This is a genomic window from Blautia sp. St.27G3 (assembly GCF_059728505.1).
Genome location: NZ_BAAGFO010000003.1, coordinates 17707 through 34013, shown reverse-complemented (window position 1 = coordinate 34013; position 16307 = coordinate 17707). Strand labels below are relative to the sequence as shown.

Here is a 16307-nt window from a genome sequence, read left to right as displayed (position 1 = left end):
GAAAAGGGCAGATTAATTTTGTTCGAGCAGTTTTTGAAGGAGTCGATTTTAAAGGTGTAGAATGGAAACAGAACTTTGTTTCATTTGTTCAAGTAATGGTTTTTGCTGTATTGACAAATAGAAAGTTTTTATATACAATATGAGATATATAGAGTAAAAAAAGAAAGTGCGTTGAGGATGATTCAGGAAAAGTGGGTTATGATGTCAGGAAAATTTTATTAAGTAACGCTTGACATTTTGCTGTTTTTATACTACGATGGAACAAGAAAATACGAACGTTAGTTCGATGGAGGGAAAGATATGGCACAGGATGAGAAGCTGAAAGCATTAGACGCTGCGCTTGCGCAGATAGAGAAACAGTTTGGTAAAGGTTCCGTGATGAAGCTTGGAGATAAAGGAGCAGCTTTGAATATAGAGACAGTGTCGACCGGCGCACTCAGTCTTGATATTGCACTTGGGCTTGGAGGTGTTCCGAAGGGCAGGATTGTGGAGATATACGGTCCGGAGTCCAGCGGTAAGACGACAGTGGCATTGCATATGGTTGCCGAGGTACAGAAGCGGGGCGGTATTGCGGGATTTATTGATGCAGAGCACGCATTGGACCCGGTATATGCGAAAAATATAGGGGTGGATATTGACAATCTTTATATTTCCCAGCCGGATAATGGAGAGCAGGCTTTGGAAATTACGGAGACAATGGTTCGCTCGGGAGCTGTGGACATTATTATTGTGGACTCTGTGGCAGCGCTGGTTCCGAAGGCGGAAATTGACGGCGATATGGGAGATTCGCATGTGGGCCTTCAGGCACGTCTGATGTCCCAGGCACTGCGAAAGCTTACAGGTATTATCAGTAAGTCAAATTGCAGCGTTATTTTTATCAATCAGCTGCGCGAAAAAGTAGGAGTCATGTTTGGTAATCCAGAGACGACGACCGGTGGCCGTGCGTTAAAGTTTTATTCTTCCATTCGCTTGGATGTACGCCGGATTGAAGCCCTGAAGCAGAGCGGAGAAGTCATTGGAAACAGAACCCGTGTAAAAGTAGTGAAAAATAAGATTGCACCGCCTTTTAAAGAAGCAGAATTTGATATTATGTTCGGAAAAGGTATTTCAAGAGAGGGAGATGTTCTAGATCTTGCAGCGAATAATAATATTATCAACAAAAGCGGAGCCTGGTATGCTTACAATGGCGAGAAGATCGGGCAGGGGCGTGAGAACGCTAAGACTTATCTAAAAGAGCATCCGGAGATGATGGCAGAAGTTGACCGAAAGGTGCGCGAGCATTGTGGCCTGATCGAAGCAGAGGACGCAGCCGAAGATGAAAACGGTGCGGGAAATACGGCAGCAGAGCCAAACAGAGACACAAAGACAGCAGGTGGCATGGTATAAATACGGATGACGTGACAAAAGCAGCAGTTGATAAAATAGTAAAAGTATAAAAAATAAAAGCATAAAATGATAGAAGCATGAGACAGATTTGTGAGATCAGAAAGCTGACAGGCGGAAGATATCTGGTGGTTTTGGAGGATGATTTTCAGTTTCCGCTTTATGGAAAAGAGTTGGATCACTATGACATTCGGGAAGCAGGAGTACTGCGGGAAGCGGCGGAAACGGAGATTTTGCAGGAGCTTCTTCCGAAGCGCGCAAAGCTTTGCGCTATGCATTTTTTGCAGAATTCGGATCGGACAGAGGAACAGGTTCGTAGAAAGCTCAGGACGCTTTTTTATCCGGAAGATATCATCACTCTGGCTGTTTTTTATGTAAAGCAGTATCATTATATTGACGATGTGCGTTACGCAGCCAATTATATAGAATATCGAAGTGACAGTAAGAGTATGCGCCAGCTGGAGCAGGAGTTGTATCAGAAAGGTATCTCAAAAGAGGATATTGAAGCGGCAAAAGAACAGATTGACTGTCCGGATGAAGGGATTCAGATACGAAACTGGCTGGAAAAAAAGGGATATTCTTATGAACAGGCGGACCGCAAGGAAACAGAGAGAATATATCGCTTTTTAGCACGAAGAGGTTACAGTATTTCGGCAATACAGAAAGAAATACGGAATTTTGATTGAATTGTTGACGAAAATTTTAAAACAGGAGCACAATTACTTGACATAAGTAACAAAACAGTATAGAATTGAACTGTTGTTTACGGACAATGAAAATTGAATAAGGAGGTGCTCCTGTGCCTGGAACAGTAATGATGGCCTGTATTGCTGTCGTAATTACACTGGTTCTTGCGGTACCGATATCCGTTCTTGTTGCTATAAATTACAGAAAAAATGTAGTGGAAGCGAAACTTGGCAGTGCTGAGGAAAAGGCAAGACAGATTATTGATGATGCATTGAAGGTTGCAGAGACAAAAAAGCGTGAGGCACTTCTCGAAGCGAAGGAAGAATCTTTGAAGACAAAGAATGAGTTGGAAAAAGAGACGAGAGAACGCCGGACAGAATTGCAGCGCTATGAGAAGCGGGTATTGTCAAAGGAAGAAAGTGTTGACAAGAAAGCCGAAGCTCTGGAACGCAGGGAATCAGGTCTTACAGCAAAAGAAGAAGAGCTGAAGAAAAAGAACGCAGAGGCAGAAAAGCTTCGTGGACAAAGACTCCAGGAACTCGAAAGAATCTCAGGACTTACCTCTGAACAAGCAAAAGAATATCTTTTAAAAACTGTTGAGGATGAAGTAAAAATTGACACTGCCAAGCTCTATAAAGAGCTTGAGAGCAGGGCAAAAGAAGAAGCAAACAAAAAAGCAAAAGAGTATGTGGTTACAGCGATTCAGAAATGTGCTGCTGATCACGTAGCAGAAACTACGATTTCTGTAGTGCAGTTGCCAAATGACGAAATGAAGGGTAGGATTATCGGTCGGGAAGGCCGGAATATCCGTACACTTGAAACACTGACCGGCGTGGATTTGATCATTGACGACACTCCGGAAGCTGTTATTTTGTCAGGCTTTGATCCAATCAGAAGAGAAGTCGCAAGGATTGCGCTTGAAAAACTGATTGTTGATGGTCGAATCCATCCGGCCAGAATTGAAGAAATGGTGGAAAAAGCACAGAAAGAAGTTGAAACAATAATCCGTGAGGAAGGAGAATCCGCGACACTTGAGGTAGGTGTACACGGTATCCATCCTGAACTGGTGCGTTTGCTTGGTCGTATGAAATACAGGACAAGTTATGGTCAGAATGCTCTGAAGCATTCCATTGAGGTGGCGCAGCTTTCCGGGCTTCTTGCCGGAGAGATTGGTGTTGATATAAGAATGGCCAAACGTGCTGGATTATTGCATGACATCGGCAAATCCATTGACCATGAGATAGAAGGTTCCCATATTCAGATCGGTGCTGATCTTTGTAAGAAGTATAAAGAGTCGGCGACCGTGATCAATGCGGTTGAGTCCCATCATGGTGATGTTGAAGCGGAGTCACTGATTGCCTGCATCGTTCAGGCTGCGGATACGATTTCAGCAGCTCGTCCGGGCGCAAGACGTGAAACACTTGAAACATATACAAACAGATTAAAACAGTTAGAAGATATTACAAATACCTTTAAGGGTGTTGAGAAATCCTTTGCTATTCAGGCAGGTAGAGAAATTCGGGTAATGGTAGTTCCGGATCAGGTAAATGATTCTGATATGGTACTACTGGGAAGAGATATTGCGAAGCAGATTGAGGCCGAGCTGGAATATCCTGGTCAGATTAAGATCAGCGTAATCCGTGAAAGTCGTGTTGTTGATTATGCAAAATAGTTTGGACAAGGGTCTGTTGGGAAATCAATGTCAATAAGTTAAGCTAAATACACAAGTTCTTTAAAGAGTAGATTATACATCAAATGTATAATCTACTCTTTTTTTGTAATAAATTTTCAGAAATGGCAATATCACCTTTTCTAACATCATTTATTTTTTCTTATTTATTCCATTCTTTTAATGATTCCTTTATTTGGGCAATCATAGATCAAGACACAAAGTGGGGGGGCAGATACGTAAATAATAATACACAAAATTTGAAACGAAAAATTGTACAAAAAATAGAAAACAAACAAAAGTAAACGAAAGAGATTGACACATTTATGTACACAATATATAATCGAAAACAAACAAAATAAAAACAAAAATAATCGAAAGGAAAAGAAAGAATGAAAGGAATTACCTGGAAGGAGAGAAATGCTCTTTGCTGGCGTTATGATACAGAGCTCATGCGAATTGAGACGTATGGTCAGAACAGCTTTAGAGTACGGATTACAAAAGAACCGGATTTTTCCCCAAGAGACTGGGCGCTGATTGAGGTAGCGGAGCTCGAACCAGAGATTGAGGTCAATGAGAAGGGATTTACAGTTACCAATGGAAATCTGACAGCAAAGATGGATGAGTTTGGCGCATTGTCCTTTTATAAGGCTTCTGGTGAATTGCTGTTTGCGGAGCAGTGGCAGACAAGGGATGATCCGGCTAACCATATTCCGCTCATGTATTACGGGCATGAGATTAGAAGGCATTTAGGTGAACGTTTGTCGAAATGTACCCTTCGGTTGGAGGCATATGAGGGAGAAAAATTTTTCGGACTTGGGCAGCATCAGATTTCTCAACTAGATCTGAAAGGATGTCGGTTTGAACTGGCGCAGAGAAATTCTCAGGCAACGATTCCGTTTGTTGTATCCAATCGTGGCTATGGGTTTTTCTGGAACAATCCAGGCTATGGCAGCGTTACCTTTGCCAATAATATGACGGAGTGGATTGCAGAAGCATCCACAGATATTGATTACTGGGTAACTACAGAGGAAACTCCGGCACAGATCGTTTCCAGATACACAGAAGTTACCGGAAGAGCCCCAAAATTCCCGGAATGGGCAGCCGGTTTCTGGCAATGCAAGCTTCGTTATAAGACACAGGATGAGCTGCTTAGTGTTGCACGCGAATATGTAAAGCGAGGGATTCCGTTGTCGGTTATTGTGATTGATTTTTTTCATTGGCCGCAGCAGGGTGACTGGAAGTTTGACAAGAAAAACTGGCCGGACCCGAAAGCTATGGTGGAAGAATTGCACAGTATGGGAATTGAGCTGATGGTTTCCGTATGGCCGACTGTTGAACCCCGTTCTGAGAACTATGCAGAAATGAAAGCAAATGGTTATCTGATTCAAAGTGACCGTGGGGTTCGGACGAATTATATCTGCCTTGGCTCACCGGTTCATTACGATGCCATGAATCCAGGAGCACGTGCCTTTGTCTGGGACCGAATCAAAGAGAATTATCTGGATCCGTATGGCATCCGAATGTTCTGGCTGGATGAGACTGAACCAGAATATACTTTCTACGATTTCGATAATTACAGACACTATCTTGGAAGCAGTATGGAGGTCGGCAATTATTATCCAGTGGCCGCAGCACAGGGCTTCTATGAGGGAATGATTCAGTCGGGAATAAAAGATGTAATCAATCTTACGAGATGTGCCTGGGCGGGATGCCAGAAATACGGGGTTGTCTTGTGGTCCGGCGATATTCAGAGCAACTTCAAGATGCTGAAACTGCAGATCAAAGCCGGGCTCAACGCGGCTGTTTCAGGTATGGCTTGGTGGACCACGGATATTGGCGGTTTCTACGGCGGTGATACGCAGTCGGCTTCTTTCAGAGAACTGTTGGTCCGCTGGTTTGAGTACGGTGTGTTCTGTCCGGTTCTTCGGCTTCATGGACACAGAAAACCGCTTGACGCGCCATCTGGTGAAGTGGAAGAGGTAGCGGATTCTGGTTTATTTGATGTAGAGTCCTGCGGTCCGAACGAGCTTTGGAGCTTTGGCGAGGAAAACTACGGGATTCTTAAAAACATGGTTCTGCTCAGAGAAAGACTTCGTCCGTATGTGATGACTGCCATGGATCAGGCACATAAGACGGGAATTCCGCCGATGAGGCCGCTGTTTATGGATTTTTCTGAAGATATTTTTTGCTGGAGCGTCGAGGATGAATACATGTTTGGCGACGATCTTCTGGTCGCACCGATCATGGATGAAGGCGCCCGAAGCAGAACGGTTTACCTGCCGTCAGGCCGCAGCTGGGTCAATGTTTATACGAAGGAACGTTTTGACGGCGGCCAGACGATCGAGTGCGCGGCGCCACTGGAATACATTCCGGTATTTGCCAGTGATGCGAAGCTGACAGAGCTTTTCCAAAGCTAATAAAACAAACTGGAGAAAGGAGGAATTCAGGTATGATTGATATGACAACAAAAAAACCATTGGTCAATGGTGTTCAGATTCCGTGCCTGGCTTTTGGTACTTGTACAGTTGAGCGTAAGCCATATGCGGGATATACCGTTGGTGCGGTTGAAAAAGCGCTTAGAAATGGATTTCGTCTGATCGATACAGCGACCTGCTATGAAAATGAGGGGGAGGTCGGGCAGGCGATGCGTGAAAGCGGAATCGCCCGTGAGGATATTTTTGTTCTTACAAAAATGTGGAACGACAATATGCGTCAGGGAACACAGCGCGAAGCGATTGAGTACAGCCTGAAAGAGTTGGATACAGATTATGTTGATGCATATCTGCTCCACTGGCCGGTTCCGGGGAAATATATTGAAGCCTGGAAGTACATGGAAGAATTTTACGAGAAGGGCATGGCACGTTCGATCGGGGTCAGCAATTTTGAAATTGATCAGTTGGAGTCACTGTTTGCTTCTTGCAGAATCAAGCCAATGATCAATCAGATTGAGGTACATCCGTATAATACACGCAAAGAACTGATTCACTTCTGCAAAGAAAATGATATTGCAGTTATGGCCTGGAGCCCATTACATCGGGGCCTGATTCTGAACGATCCAGTACTTGAAACAATTGCTGAAAAATACGGAAAAACAACGGCCCAAATCACACTCCGCTGGGATATCCAGAATGGAGTGATTCCGATTCCTGGGGCAACAGATGAGGATTTGATCCGTCAGAATACGCAACTGTTTGATTTTGAACTTGTACAAGAGGAGATGGCGGCAATTGACGCTTTAAATCAGAACCTGTACGAAGGAGATCCACATAATTTTGATTGGTAAAAGGAAGAAAATGGAGGAAAAAAATGGAGAAGAAATTAAGAATTGGTTTAATCTTGGATATGCATCCGTTTGATGAGATTTCATTCAAGAAAATGTTTGATGAGATGGAGGGAATAGAAGTGGTTCCCATGCTGCTGAACAATTATCAGTATGATTATTCTGGAATTAACGACCAGTATGATGGATTTGTATTCTACAATATGTCCATGGAAACTCCTGATCCGGAGGAAACCTTTGCTGGCGGCCATAAGAAGGTCGGTGAGACGCTCTTTAAAATCGGTGAGAGCGGCCAGGGTATCGTTGTATTGCATCATGCGATTCTCTCCCATCCGGAATGGTCGGGCTGGAATGATCTGCTGAGTATTCCAGATCGCCGTTTTGATTACTTTGGCGGTGTAAATGTTGACATTCATGTAGCTGAACCGAATCATCCGATTGCAGAAGGCCTGAAAGATTGGAATATGATTGATGAAACCTTCCTGCTGCAGGATGCTGGTGAGGATTGCGACATTATTCTCAGCACAACCTGTGAAAAGAGTATCAAGACTTTGGCATGGGCCAAGAGTTATAAGCAGTCCCGCGTATTTGCGATGTCTCTCGGACATGATGGAGTTGCATTCGGCAACGAATCCTTCAGAAAGGTTTTGAAAAATGCAATTGAATGGACCTGTAATAAGAGATAACTGAGGTGAGAACAATTGGGAAATAATTTATTATTGGAGCAGATTAAAATCAGAAACACGGTCATGCGCAACCGCATCGTTATGGCTCCCATGGAAGCCAGGCTGAATATGCCGGATGGCGGCGTGAGCAAAGAAATGATCGAATATTATAAGGCGAGAGCACACGGCGGGGCGGGTGCAGTCATTATTGAGAATACATATATTGATGAATTTTCCAGCCGTTCAGGAATTATTTCTTCTGGTTTTTACAGTGATCATATGATTGCAGGCAAGAGTTTGCTGGCTGATGCGATACGGGAGGAGGGGGCTTTGGCTATCATGCAGCTGTCACACGGCGGTCCGCAGGCAAATCCGGCGGCAAATAACAGCCCAGTCTTGTATCCGTCGCTGTATACGGCACCTTCTGCTGGAAAAGAATATCAGGTTCTTACAGAGGCACAGATTGGAGAGATTGAAGACAGCTTTGCGCAGGCATCCCGAAGAGCCTGTTGGGCGGGTTTCAATGGTGTTGAATTCCATGCGGCACATGGCTACCTTCTGAGCTCTTTCCTGTCACCTCTAAGAAATCAAAGAGAGGACCAGTATGGCGGCAGCGTGGAAAACCGCGCGCGTATTCTGATCGAAGTGTTGAAAAAAGCAAGGAAGAATGTTGACTGCGATTTTATTCTTGGAGTCAGAATGAATATTTCGGATGGCCTCGAGGGCGGAATGACGGAGGAGCTGGCGGCAGAGACAGCAAAGCTGATTGCGCCGTATGTGGACTATATTAATCTTTCGGCAGGATTCAGCGAAACCTGCGGCAAGGTGATGATCACTCCGTGTTATGTGGATGCGCCTACGTTAGCTTCACAAATCCGAAATGTATATCAGGAGATCAAAGATTTGGTGCCCGTGTTTGGCGTTGGAGCGCTGGATTACAAATCCGGTGAGGAATGTTTGGAGCAGGATTGCTTTGATGCAGCTGTTTTTGGGCGTGCGTTTATTGCAGATCCGGATTGGCCCAATAAGTTAAGCAGTGGAGAGGCAGCGGACATCAGACCGTGCTGCCGCGGCAATGAAGGATGTTTTTCACGTATGCTGAAAGGACTTCCGGTTCGCTGTGAGTTAAATCCTGCGGCAGGACAGGAAGAAAAATATCAGCTGAAGAAGGCCAAAAAGAAAAAAAGGATCATTGTAGTCGGCGGAGGTACGGCTGGTATGGAATGTGCCCGGATCGGTGCATTGCAGGGACATGAGATGGTTCTGTTTGAAAGCAGCGGCCGGCTCGGCGGACATCTGAATGAAGCCGGTGTTCCGGCATTCAAGGCCGGGCTCAGGAGATTTATGGAATGGCAGATTCGTCAGATGAAAAAGCTGAATGTCGACGTTCGCCTGAACAGAAGGGTAAGCGCAGAAGAAATACAGAATATGCAGTTTGATCACGTCATTGTTGCAGTCGGTTCGAACTATATTGTTCCGCCAATCAAGGGGGTGGAGCGTGCTATCAAGCCGGATTGTTACGATACAGAGCAGATGAAGGATAAATATGTTGCGGTGATCGGTGGAGGTATGGTTGGCGCAGAGACCGCACTGCACCTTTCTGGAGAGAAGGTAAAGGGTGTGGCTGTTCTGGAAATGCGCGATGCAATCGCACCAGAGCATGACCCTGTTGCCAGACAGATCCTGGCAGACAAGCTGGAGCAGAATGGTGTTAAAGTGCTGCTTGGCTGCAGAGCCTCTGCAATTGAAGAAGAGCGGATTCTTTATTTGGATGAGAATGGGGAGACAAAAGAAGTCCGGGCCGAGGCAGTTATTTTAGCTACCGGTTTGAGAGCAGACAGTGAGCAGGTAAGTGCGTTCAGGAAACTTCCGAACGCAGTATGTGTCGGCGACTGCATTAAGGCTGGCAAGGTATACCATGCGACACATGAAGCTTGGAAGGCAATGCTTAATTTATAGGAGGAAACGGGAAATGAAAAAGAAAATTACAGTACAGGATGTAGCCGATGTATTGGATCATTCTCTGCTGCGCCCGGATATTACAGTCAGCGAACTGGTAGAGGGCTGTACCCTGGCTAAGGAATACAAAACAGTATCTGTCTGTGTCAGACCGTCTGATTTGCCGATTGTCTGCAAGGAACTTGAGGGAACCAAGGTACTTCCGACAACAGTTATCGGCTTCCCGCACGGGACCTGTACAACGGAAACAAAGGTATTTGAAACCGTTGATGCTGTAAACAAAGGGGCAGTTGAAGTAGACATGGTCATGAATATCGGTCGTTTTTTGAGCGGTGAATATGATTATGTCGCCAGAGATATTGCAGAAGTGGCTGCAGCTGCACATGAGGGAAATGCGAAGCTGAAGGTGATTTTTGAGAATCATTATCTGACCGATGAGCAGATTGTAAAAGCCTGCGAGATTGCAAAGGCAGCCGGCGCTGATTTTATTAAGACCTCAACAGGCTACGCAGGCTCCGGTGCAAAGCTTCCTGATCTGAAGATTATGGTCGATCATGCAGACGGCATGCTGGTTAAGGCAGCCGGCGGTGTAAAGACCCTGGATGACTGTCTGGCCATTATGGCTCTGGGAGTTGTCCGCTGCGGCACCCGTTCTTCTAAGGCTATTCTGGAGGAGGCCTGCGTGCGTGCAAAAGACGGGCAGTTATTTTTGAATACAGAAGAATAATGAACGAAAGGATGGAGGGTAATGGGGCGAAAAATCATTGGCTGGGATTTAGGGACTGGCGGAAATAAGGCTTCTTTGTATGACGAATCCGGAATGTGTCTGGCATCGGAATTTGTTTCATACGATGTAACTATTCAGCACCCCGTTTAGTGCATATTGATTTTTGGTCAAAACAGAGAAAATAAAATTTCTGTTTTACCATTACTTTATCACGAAAAGTGGATAACTTTTCAATATAACTGCCAAGTGCTTTTGGCCTGTGGATTATGGCATCATCAATCCTTGATCACAGCCTAATAATGGACTATTTGTCAATTTTATCCGAGAGTTATCGGCAGTTAATCTCTGATTTTTTCTGGTTATCCACCGTCATTTTGACAGTACACCAAAACGATATGATTCGCTTTTTGGCTCATTTTCCGTTAAAATAGAAGTATCAAATTTTATCGGAAGAAGGTGGTCCGGTTGACAAACGATGAACTGATTAAACAGTTATTACAACAAAATGAAGCATTATCAACAACTATCGCTGCTCAGACTCAGTTGATTGCCCAACTCAATCAGACCATACAGGAACTGAAGGAACAGCTTAACAAGAATTCCAAAAACAGTTCCAAACCGCCATCCAGCGATGGCTTTAAAAAGCCTGCCCCAAAGAGTCTCCGGAAGCCATCCGGGAAAAAAGCTGGCGGGCAGAGCGGACACCAGGGAACACATCTGGCGGTGATAACAGCTCCGGACGAAATCGTCAGGCATATGCCATCCTCATGCGGAGGATGTCCGCACTATCAGATGTGTAAAGGCACCGCATGCATCGCAGAAAAACGCCATGTGATTGATGCGGTTGTTACAGTCAATGTAACAGAACATCAGGCACTGGAACTTCCAATCTGTATGCTGCATGGGGACACCCGCAGAGGAGAATTCCCTTCTGATGTAAAAGCAACCGTACAATATGGTGAAAACCTGCAGGCACTATCTGTCGCATTAAACACCGTGGGTGCAGTCAGCATCAAACGCACTCATGAGATTCTTTCCGGAGTATTTAACATTCCGATTGCAACAGGAACGATCAGCAGCATGGTAAAAAGATGCGCTGACAGCCTGAGTGAAACAGTCGGTAAGATAAAGGATAAGATGATCGGTTCCTCACTTGGACATTTCGATGAAACCGGAACCAGAGTGGATAAAAAGCTCTGGTGGGTTCATGATGCCTCAAACTGTGAATATACCTATCTTGATATCAGTCCCAAACGTGGGACCGAAGGCATGGAGCAATGCGGTGTTCTCCCAGAATTCAGAGGGATTGCCATGCATGACTGCTGGGCTTCCTACTGGAACTACTTGGATATACGGCATGCAGTCTGCTGTGCCCATCTACTCCGTGAGCTGACAGGGATAAATGAAAATCATCCTGACCAGAAATGGACATCTGCGTTTATAAACCTTTTACTGGAAATGAAAAAGGTCAAAGAGAAAGCGATAGAGAAAGGCAAGGACTCTCTGAGCTATTATCACTATCATAAGTTCGATAAGAAGTATGATGAACTCCTCGAACTGGCAAGGAAAGAAAATCCTCTTCTGGAAACCACAGAGAAAAAACGTGGACGGAAGAAAAAGGGAAAAATCCTTGCCTTGGTAGAACGCCTTGCGAATCACAAGGCCTCGGTCTGCCTTTTTATCCATAACTTCATGGTTCCGTTTGATAACAACCAGGCAGAGCGTGATCTTCGGATGATAAAGGTTAAGACCAAAGTATCCGGCTGCTTCCGAACTGAAGAAGGCGCCAGAGATTATCTGAAAATCATGTCCTACGTTGGTACGGCACATAAGCAGGGATACAATGCTTACGAAGCAATCAAAAATGCAATTTCAGGCCACCCTAATTTCATCTTTGAATAGTGTTGGCTCTGAATAGTTACCATACGATACATATTATCCACAGCCGGGCTGGCATGAACAGCGTCCGGATGACTGGTGGGAGGCTGTAAAGGAAAGCACGAAGAGACTACTCAGGAGTACGTCCATTAATCCGGAAGAGGTTGTATGCTGCGGTATTTCCGGACATAGCCTCGGCGCTGTTCCGATTGGCAAAGACGGCGGGCTGCTTCGTGAAAGAACTCCGATCTGGTCAGATACCAGAGCAGTGAAACAGGCAAATGAGGTGTTTTCCCGGTATGCGGAAGAAGACTGGTATATGCTGACTGGCAACGGATTTACTCCGGCAATGTATGCAGCTTTTAAAATCCTTTGGTACAGGGATGAAGAACCGGCTATGTTTGAGCAGATTGATAAAGTGATCGGAACAAAGGACTATGTCAATTACAAATTGACGGGGCGCCTGGCAACGGACCCTTCGTATGCATCCGGCTATGGCGTATGGGATCTGAAAGCGTGGAACTATTCTGATGAACTGATCAAGGCCATGGGACTTCCGGCAGAGATTTTCCCGGAAGTAGTACCATCCACACAGGTGATTGGCAAGATCAGAGGAGAAGTGGCCGCAGAGCTGGGGCTTTCTGCCAATACCTCAATTGTAGCCGGAGGCGTAGATAATTCCTGCATGGCGCTTGGGGCAAAAGCTTTTCGCGAGGGAAGAGTTTACAATAGCCTTGGTTCATGCTGCTGGATTGCAGTGTCAAGTAAAGCGCCTCTTTTGGAACAGACATCACGCCCATATGTTTTTGCACATGTGGTCCCTGAGTATTATGCATCCGCTCTTTGTATTACTTCCGGCGGAACAAGCTTTCGCTGGGTTCGCGACCAGCTCTGTAAAGATCTGATGAAGCAGGCTGATGAGAGTGGTGAGGATGTTTACGATCTGATGGGAAAAGAGGCGGAAGGCGCAACTGGTGCAGACAGTATGATTTTCAATCCAAGTCTGGGCGGCGGCATGCCGATGGATAAGAGCGTCAATGTCCGCGGAGGATATGCAGGACTGGATCTTTCACATACCCGTGCGGACATGATCCGCGCCGCTATGGAGGGTATCGCATTCGGACAGCGTGCATGTCTGGATAAGATTCGCGAACTGACTGACATTGAGGAAGATATTCTTCTGGTCGGCGGAGGCAGTAAGAGCGCGCTCTGGCGTGAGATTTATGCAAATATCTATCGTGCTACGGTTCTGAAATCAAATATTGATCAGCAGGCAGCTGCTCTTGGCGCAGCAGCCTGTGCGGCCGTTGGCTATGGTTTGTGGGAAAACTTTGACCGAATTGACGAGCTGCATGAGATTGAAGCGGTCATTGCTCCGAATCCGGAGGCTGTGGAAAAATATAATCGTCAGTACGGGTTCTACCAGTCATTGAATGATTCGCTGTGTGATCTGAGTGATCAGATGAATGTGTAGTTTTTATGAGGTGAGAAAGAATGAAATGTGTATTTGTAGAAAAAGTAAATGAAGTTGTAGTGAAAGAGGTTCCAATCCCAAAGATCAACGATGATCAGGTTCTGATCAAGATGGGGATCGCCTGCATCTGTTCCAAGACAGATACCCACATTATCCAGGGAATCTATCCGGCTACGAATCCGTTCCCTGCGTATCTGGGCCATGAGGCAGCCGGAACCGTTGTTGAGGTAGGCAAGAATGTTACGGGATTTAAGCCGGGCGACCGGGTAGCATACAAGGGCGAAACCGGCGTTATGGCAGAGTATACGGCGCATACTCCGGATCTGATGTTTAAGATTCCGGATAACTGCTCTTTTGAAGCAGCGGCAATGATGGAGGTTTCCTCCTGTGCATACTCTCTGGTCAGACAGTGTGTAAAACCTGGCGACCATGTTCTGATCTCTGGCCAGGGCTGTGCAGGCACCTTTGGTCTGATCTTTGCAAAGCTGGCGGGTGCAACACAGATCATTGTTACAGATCCGTCAGAATTTAAGCGGGAGCGTTCCATGCGTTACGGCGCAGACTTGGCGCTTGATCCCAATGCTATTGATGTTGTCAAAGAGTCAAAAAGACTAACCGATGGCAAGGGCTTTGATGTAGTGCTGGAGTTTTCCGGTGAATGTGAGCCCATGCAGCAGACGGTTTATTGTGTACGCTGCCAGGGAACGATTGGTATGTTCGGTGTATGCTGCAAACCGGTTCCGTTTGATTTCCTGGAGTTCCATTGTAAGTTTGCACGTTTGATTTCTACCGGTCACGAATATGCATACAACAAGGTTCCATACATAAAGATGCTTGATTTTCAGCAGAAGGGTCTGATCAACTTTGACGAATTTGTTACTCACAAATTCCCGTTCACGGATGTCCAGAAGGGACTTGACCTGATTGCAGCAGGTGATAAGAGTATTCTTCGTATTGGCCTAACACCAATTGACTGATAAAGATGAACAGATGGGTTAAAAAACAGAACTGGTAAACAGTCAGACCGGTTCAATCGCGCAGATTCGATCAAACCGGTCTGAGAAGTCAAATGGTTGAAGTTTCGCTGAATTTCAATTTTTCTTGATAAACGGACATGGCAATCGCATATTCTGAAAGTTGTGGCTTACACAGTTCTGCGCTAATTTTGCCGTCTTGCAGGATCAGTACCCGGTCACACATACCTGCCAGCTCTGAGAAATCAGAGGAACACAGCAGGAGCGCGTTTCTTTTGGACACGTAGGAATTGAATAGATTATAAATGTCGACCTTTGAGTAGGAATCGAGGATTTTGGTTGGTTCATCAGCAACGATGATTCTTGTGTTGCTGAACAGGAGCCTTGCCAGAATAATCTTCTGTTGTTCGCCGAAGCTGAATTTATGAAGTGGTTTATCGGCTTCAGAGATGTTCAAAAGAGCTAAATAGTGATTACCGATTTTCAGCTCCTTTTGACCATTGACAAAGGATAAATCTGAAACAGCATTCAGATCGGAAATTGTAATATTGGAAGTCGGAACCATTGCCGGGAAAATGTTTTTCTGAGGCTCGTCGGAAATGTAACCGATGTGTTCATTCGCTGCCTGTGCAGGATTAAAGATCAGACTGCCACTGGAATGAGAGTAGATCGTTCCTCTTTTCAGCGGATTGACACCAATAAGAGCCTGCGTGAGTTGGGTTCTGCCTGAACCGGCTGCTCCTGCGATACCTAGGATTTCACCGGCATGCAGCGTGAAGCTGATCCCAGATAAAGTGTGATTTCTGGTGGTAAGATCAGTGACTGTCAAAAGGTCCTCGCACGGAACGGAATGTCCGGGAAACCTGGGATAGGCGAGTTTTCGAATATTGGTTCCGTACATGTAGCTGGCAATATCTTTCGTATTTAAGTCGGATTGATCAAGCGTCAGATAACGGTCTTTTCCACAGATAATGGTAATACGATCTGCCAGTGAAACGATTTCTGAAATTTGATGTGAAAAATAGAGTAAAGTGATTTTTTCCTGTTTCAGCTTGTTCAGGAACAGATTGAACTGGTGCATATGTATTCCATGAATGTCAAATCCGCCGTCATCCCAGATCAGAATATCTGGCATGATGATGTAAGCAATCATCATTTCGACTAGTTGTTTTTCGGCAAGAGAGAGAGCACTGACAAAAGTATCAAGCTCGAAACTTACCTGAAATTCATCCAGAAATTTCATGGCAAGGGAACGGATAGACTTCTGGGAACGGGCGTCCATGCAATATACATAGATATTGTCGAATACTGTCATATTATCAAACAAGCCGACATTTTGACGAATCGTATGAATTCTGTGTTTTTTTGCGGGAATGAGAGCACCCGGATGATAGACAGTATCCCCAATGGTAATTGTCCCGTTCTGAAAAGGAAGCAGACCGGACAAAATTCGGACCAGGGTACTTTTGCCGGCAGCGTTCTGTCCGAGCAGATAGTGTACTTCACCGGGAAGTATCTCCAGATTGAAATCAGTGAAAATCGTTTGGTCAGTAAAAGAAAAGGACATATTCCGGAAAAAAATGCTGCTGTGGGTTTTTAAATCCATAT

13 protein-coding genes and 1 pseudogene are annotated in these 16307 nt (G+C 45.3%); 13 read left to right on the top strand and 1 reads right to left on the bottom strand.

From position 1 onward, the window contains the following. The first annotated feature begins 300 nt into the window (after positions 1-300). The 13 genes and pseudogenes from recA (at position 301) to AC6I2O_RS14040 (ending at position 14702) form a co-directional block, all read left to right on the top strand. The gene (gene recA, locus AC6I2O_RS14100; protein ID WP_120393055.1) at positions 301-1386 is read left to right on the top strand and encodes a recombinase RecA; all 1086 of its coding nucleotides are present in this window, start codon (positions 301-303) and stop codon (positions 1384-1386) included. A gap of 77 nt (positions 1387-1463) precedes the next feature. Further along, positions 1464-2069: a regulatory protein RecX gene (locus tag AC6I2O_RS14095; protein WP_497743003.1), complete on the top strand. Its 606-nt coding sequence runs from the start codon at positions 1464-1466 to the stop codon at positions 2067-2069. Between the two features lie 128 nt (positions 2070-2197). After that, the gene (rny, locus tag AC6I2O_RS14090) at positions 2198-3742 is read left to right on the top strand and encodes a ribonuclease Y (RefSeq protein ID WP_497743341.1); all 1545 of its coding nucleotides are present in this window, start codon (positions 2198-2200) and stop codon (positions 3740-3742) included. 389 nt (positions 3743-4131) lie between these two features. Continuing rightward, positions 4132-6159, top strand: a complete 2028-nt coding sequence (locus tag AC6I2O_RS14085) for a glycoside hydrolase family 31 protein (RefSeq protein ID WP_497743002.1) — start codon at positions 4132-4134, stop codon at positions 6157-6159. A 32-nt stretch (positions 6160-6191) separates the two neighbouring features. After that, positions 6192-7025: an aldo/keto reductase gene (locus AC6I2O_RS14080; protein ID WP_497743001.1), complete on the top strand. Its 834-nt coding sequence runs from the start codon at positions 6192-6194 to the stop codon at positions 7023-7025. Positions 7026-7048: 23 nt separating this feature from the next. Further along, the gene (locus AC6I2O_RS14075) at positions 7049-7708 is read left to right on the top strand and encodes a ThuA domain-containing protein (RefSeq protein WP_147412309.1); all 660 of its coding nucleotides are present in this window, start codon (positions 7049-7051) and stop codon (positions 7706-7708) included. A 15-nt stretch (positions 7709-7723) separates the two neighbouring features. After that, complete coding sequence (locus AC6I2O_RS14070; protein ID WP_497743000.1) at positions 7724-9646, top strand: oxidoreductase; 1923 nt, start codon at positions 7724-7726, stop codon at positions 9644-9646. A 13-nt stretch (positions 9647-9659) separates the two neighbouring features. Beyond that, on the top strand, positions 9660-10373 hold the full coding sequence (deoC, locus tag AC6I2O_RS14065) for a deoxyribose-phosphate aldolase (RefSeq protein ID WP_120393062.1): 714 nt from the start codon (positions 9660-9662) through the stop codon (positions 10371-10373). Positions 10374-10394: 21 nt separating this feature from the next. Then, complete coding sequence (locus AC6I2O_RS14060; RefSeq protein ID WP_497742999.1) at positions 10395-10523, top strand: hypothetical protein; 129 nt, start codon at positions 10395-10397, stop codon at positions 10521-10523. Between the two features lie 315 nt (positions 10524-10838). Beyond that, entirely contained in the window at positions 10839-12275 is a 1437-nt protein-coding gene (gene tnpC / locus AC6I2O_RS14055) for an IS66 family transposase (RefSeq protein WP_497741574.1), read from the top strand. Positions 12276-12309: 34 nt separating this feature from the next. Beyond that, positions 12310-12936, top strand: a pseudogene (locus tag AC6I2O_RS14050) (FGGY family carbohydrate kinase); the annotation flags it as partial. Then, on the top strand, positions 12937-13725 hold the full coding sequence (locus AC6I2O_RS14045) for an FGGY-family carbohydrate kinase (RefSeq protein WP_497743340.1): 789 nt from the start codon (positions 12937-12939) through the stop codon (positions 13723-13725). A gap of 20 nt (positions 13726-13745) precedes the next feature. Next, positions 13746-14702 carry a zinc-dependent alcohol dehydrogenase gene (locus AC6I2O_RS14040; protein ID WP_497742998.1) on the top strand — a complete coding sequence of 319 codons (957 nt, stop codon included), beginning with the start codon at positions 13746-13748 and terminating at the stop codon, positions 14700-14702. An 88-nt stretch (positions 14703-14790) separates the two neighbouring features. Here AC6I2O_RS14040 and AC6I2O_RS14035 read toward each other — a convergent pair whose 3' ends face one another. Beyond that, positions 14791-16305 carry an ATP-binding cassette domain-containing protein gene (locus tag AC6I2O_RS14035; protein ID WP_120393065.1) on the bottom strand — a complete coding sequence of 505 codons (1515 nt, stop codon included), beginning with the start codon at positions 16303-16305 and terminating at the stop codon, positions 14791-14793. Positions 16306-16307 lie beyond the last annotated feature (2 nt).

Bases quoted from the DNA above. Each gene is read 5' to 3' on its own strand.
- recA (WP_120393055.1), top strand. From the start codon at position 301: ATGGCACAGGATGAGAAGCTGAAAGCATTAGACGCTGCGCTTGCGCAG.
- AC6I2O_RS14095 (WP_497743003.1), top strand. From the start codon at position 1,464: ATGAGACAGATTTGTGAGATCAGAAAGCTGACAGGCGGAAGATATCTG.
- rny (WP_497743341.1), top strand. From the start codon at position 2,198: ATGATGGCCTGTATTGCTGTCGTAATTACACTGGTTCTTGCGGTACCG.
- AC6I2O_RS14085 (WP_497743002.1), top strand. From the start codon at position 4,132: ATGAAAGGAATTACCTGGAAGGAGAGAAATGCTCTTTGCTGGCGTTAT.
- AC6I2O_RS14080 (WP_497743001.1), top strand. From the start codon at position 6,192: ATGATTGATATGACAACAAAAAAACCATTGGTCAATGGTGTTCAGATT.
- AC6I2O_RS14075 (WP_147412309.1), top strand. From the start codon at position 7,049: ATGGAGAAGAAATTAAGAATTGGTTTAATCTTGGATATGCATCCGTTT.
- deoC (WP_120393062.1), top strand. From the start codon at position 9,660: ATGAAAAAGAAAATTACAGTACAGGATGTAGCCGATGTATTGGATCAT.
- AC6I2O_RS14060 (WP_497742999.1), top strand. From the start codon at position 10,395: ATGGGGCGAAAAATCATTGGCTGGGATTTAGGGACTGGCGGAAATAAG.
- AC6I2O_RS14045 (WP_497743340.1), top strand. From the start codon at position 12,937: ATGGCGCTTGGGGCAAAAGCTTTTCGCGAGGGAAGAGTTTACAATAGC.
- AC6I2O_RS14040 (WP_497742998.1), top strand. From the start codon at position 13,746: ATGAAATGTGTATTTGTAGAAAAAGTAAATGAAGTTGTAGTGAAAGAG.
- AC6I2O_RS14035 (WP_120393065.1), bottom strand. From the start codon at position 16,305: ATGGATTTAAAAACCCACAGCAGCATTTTTTTCCGGAATATGTCCTTT.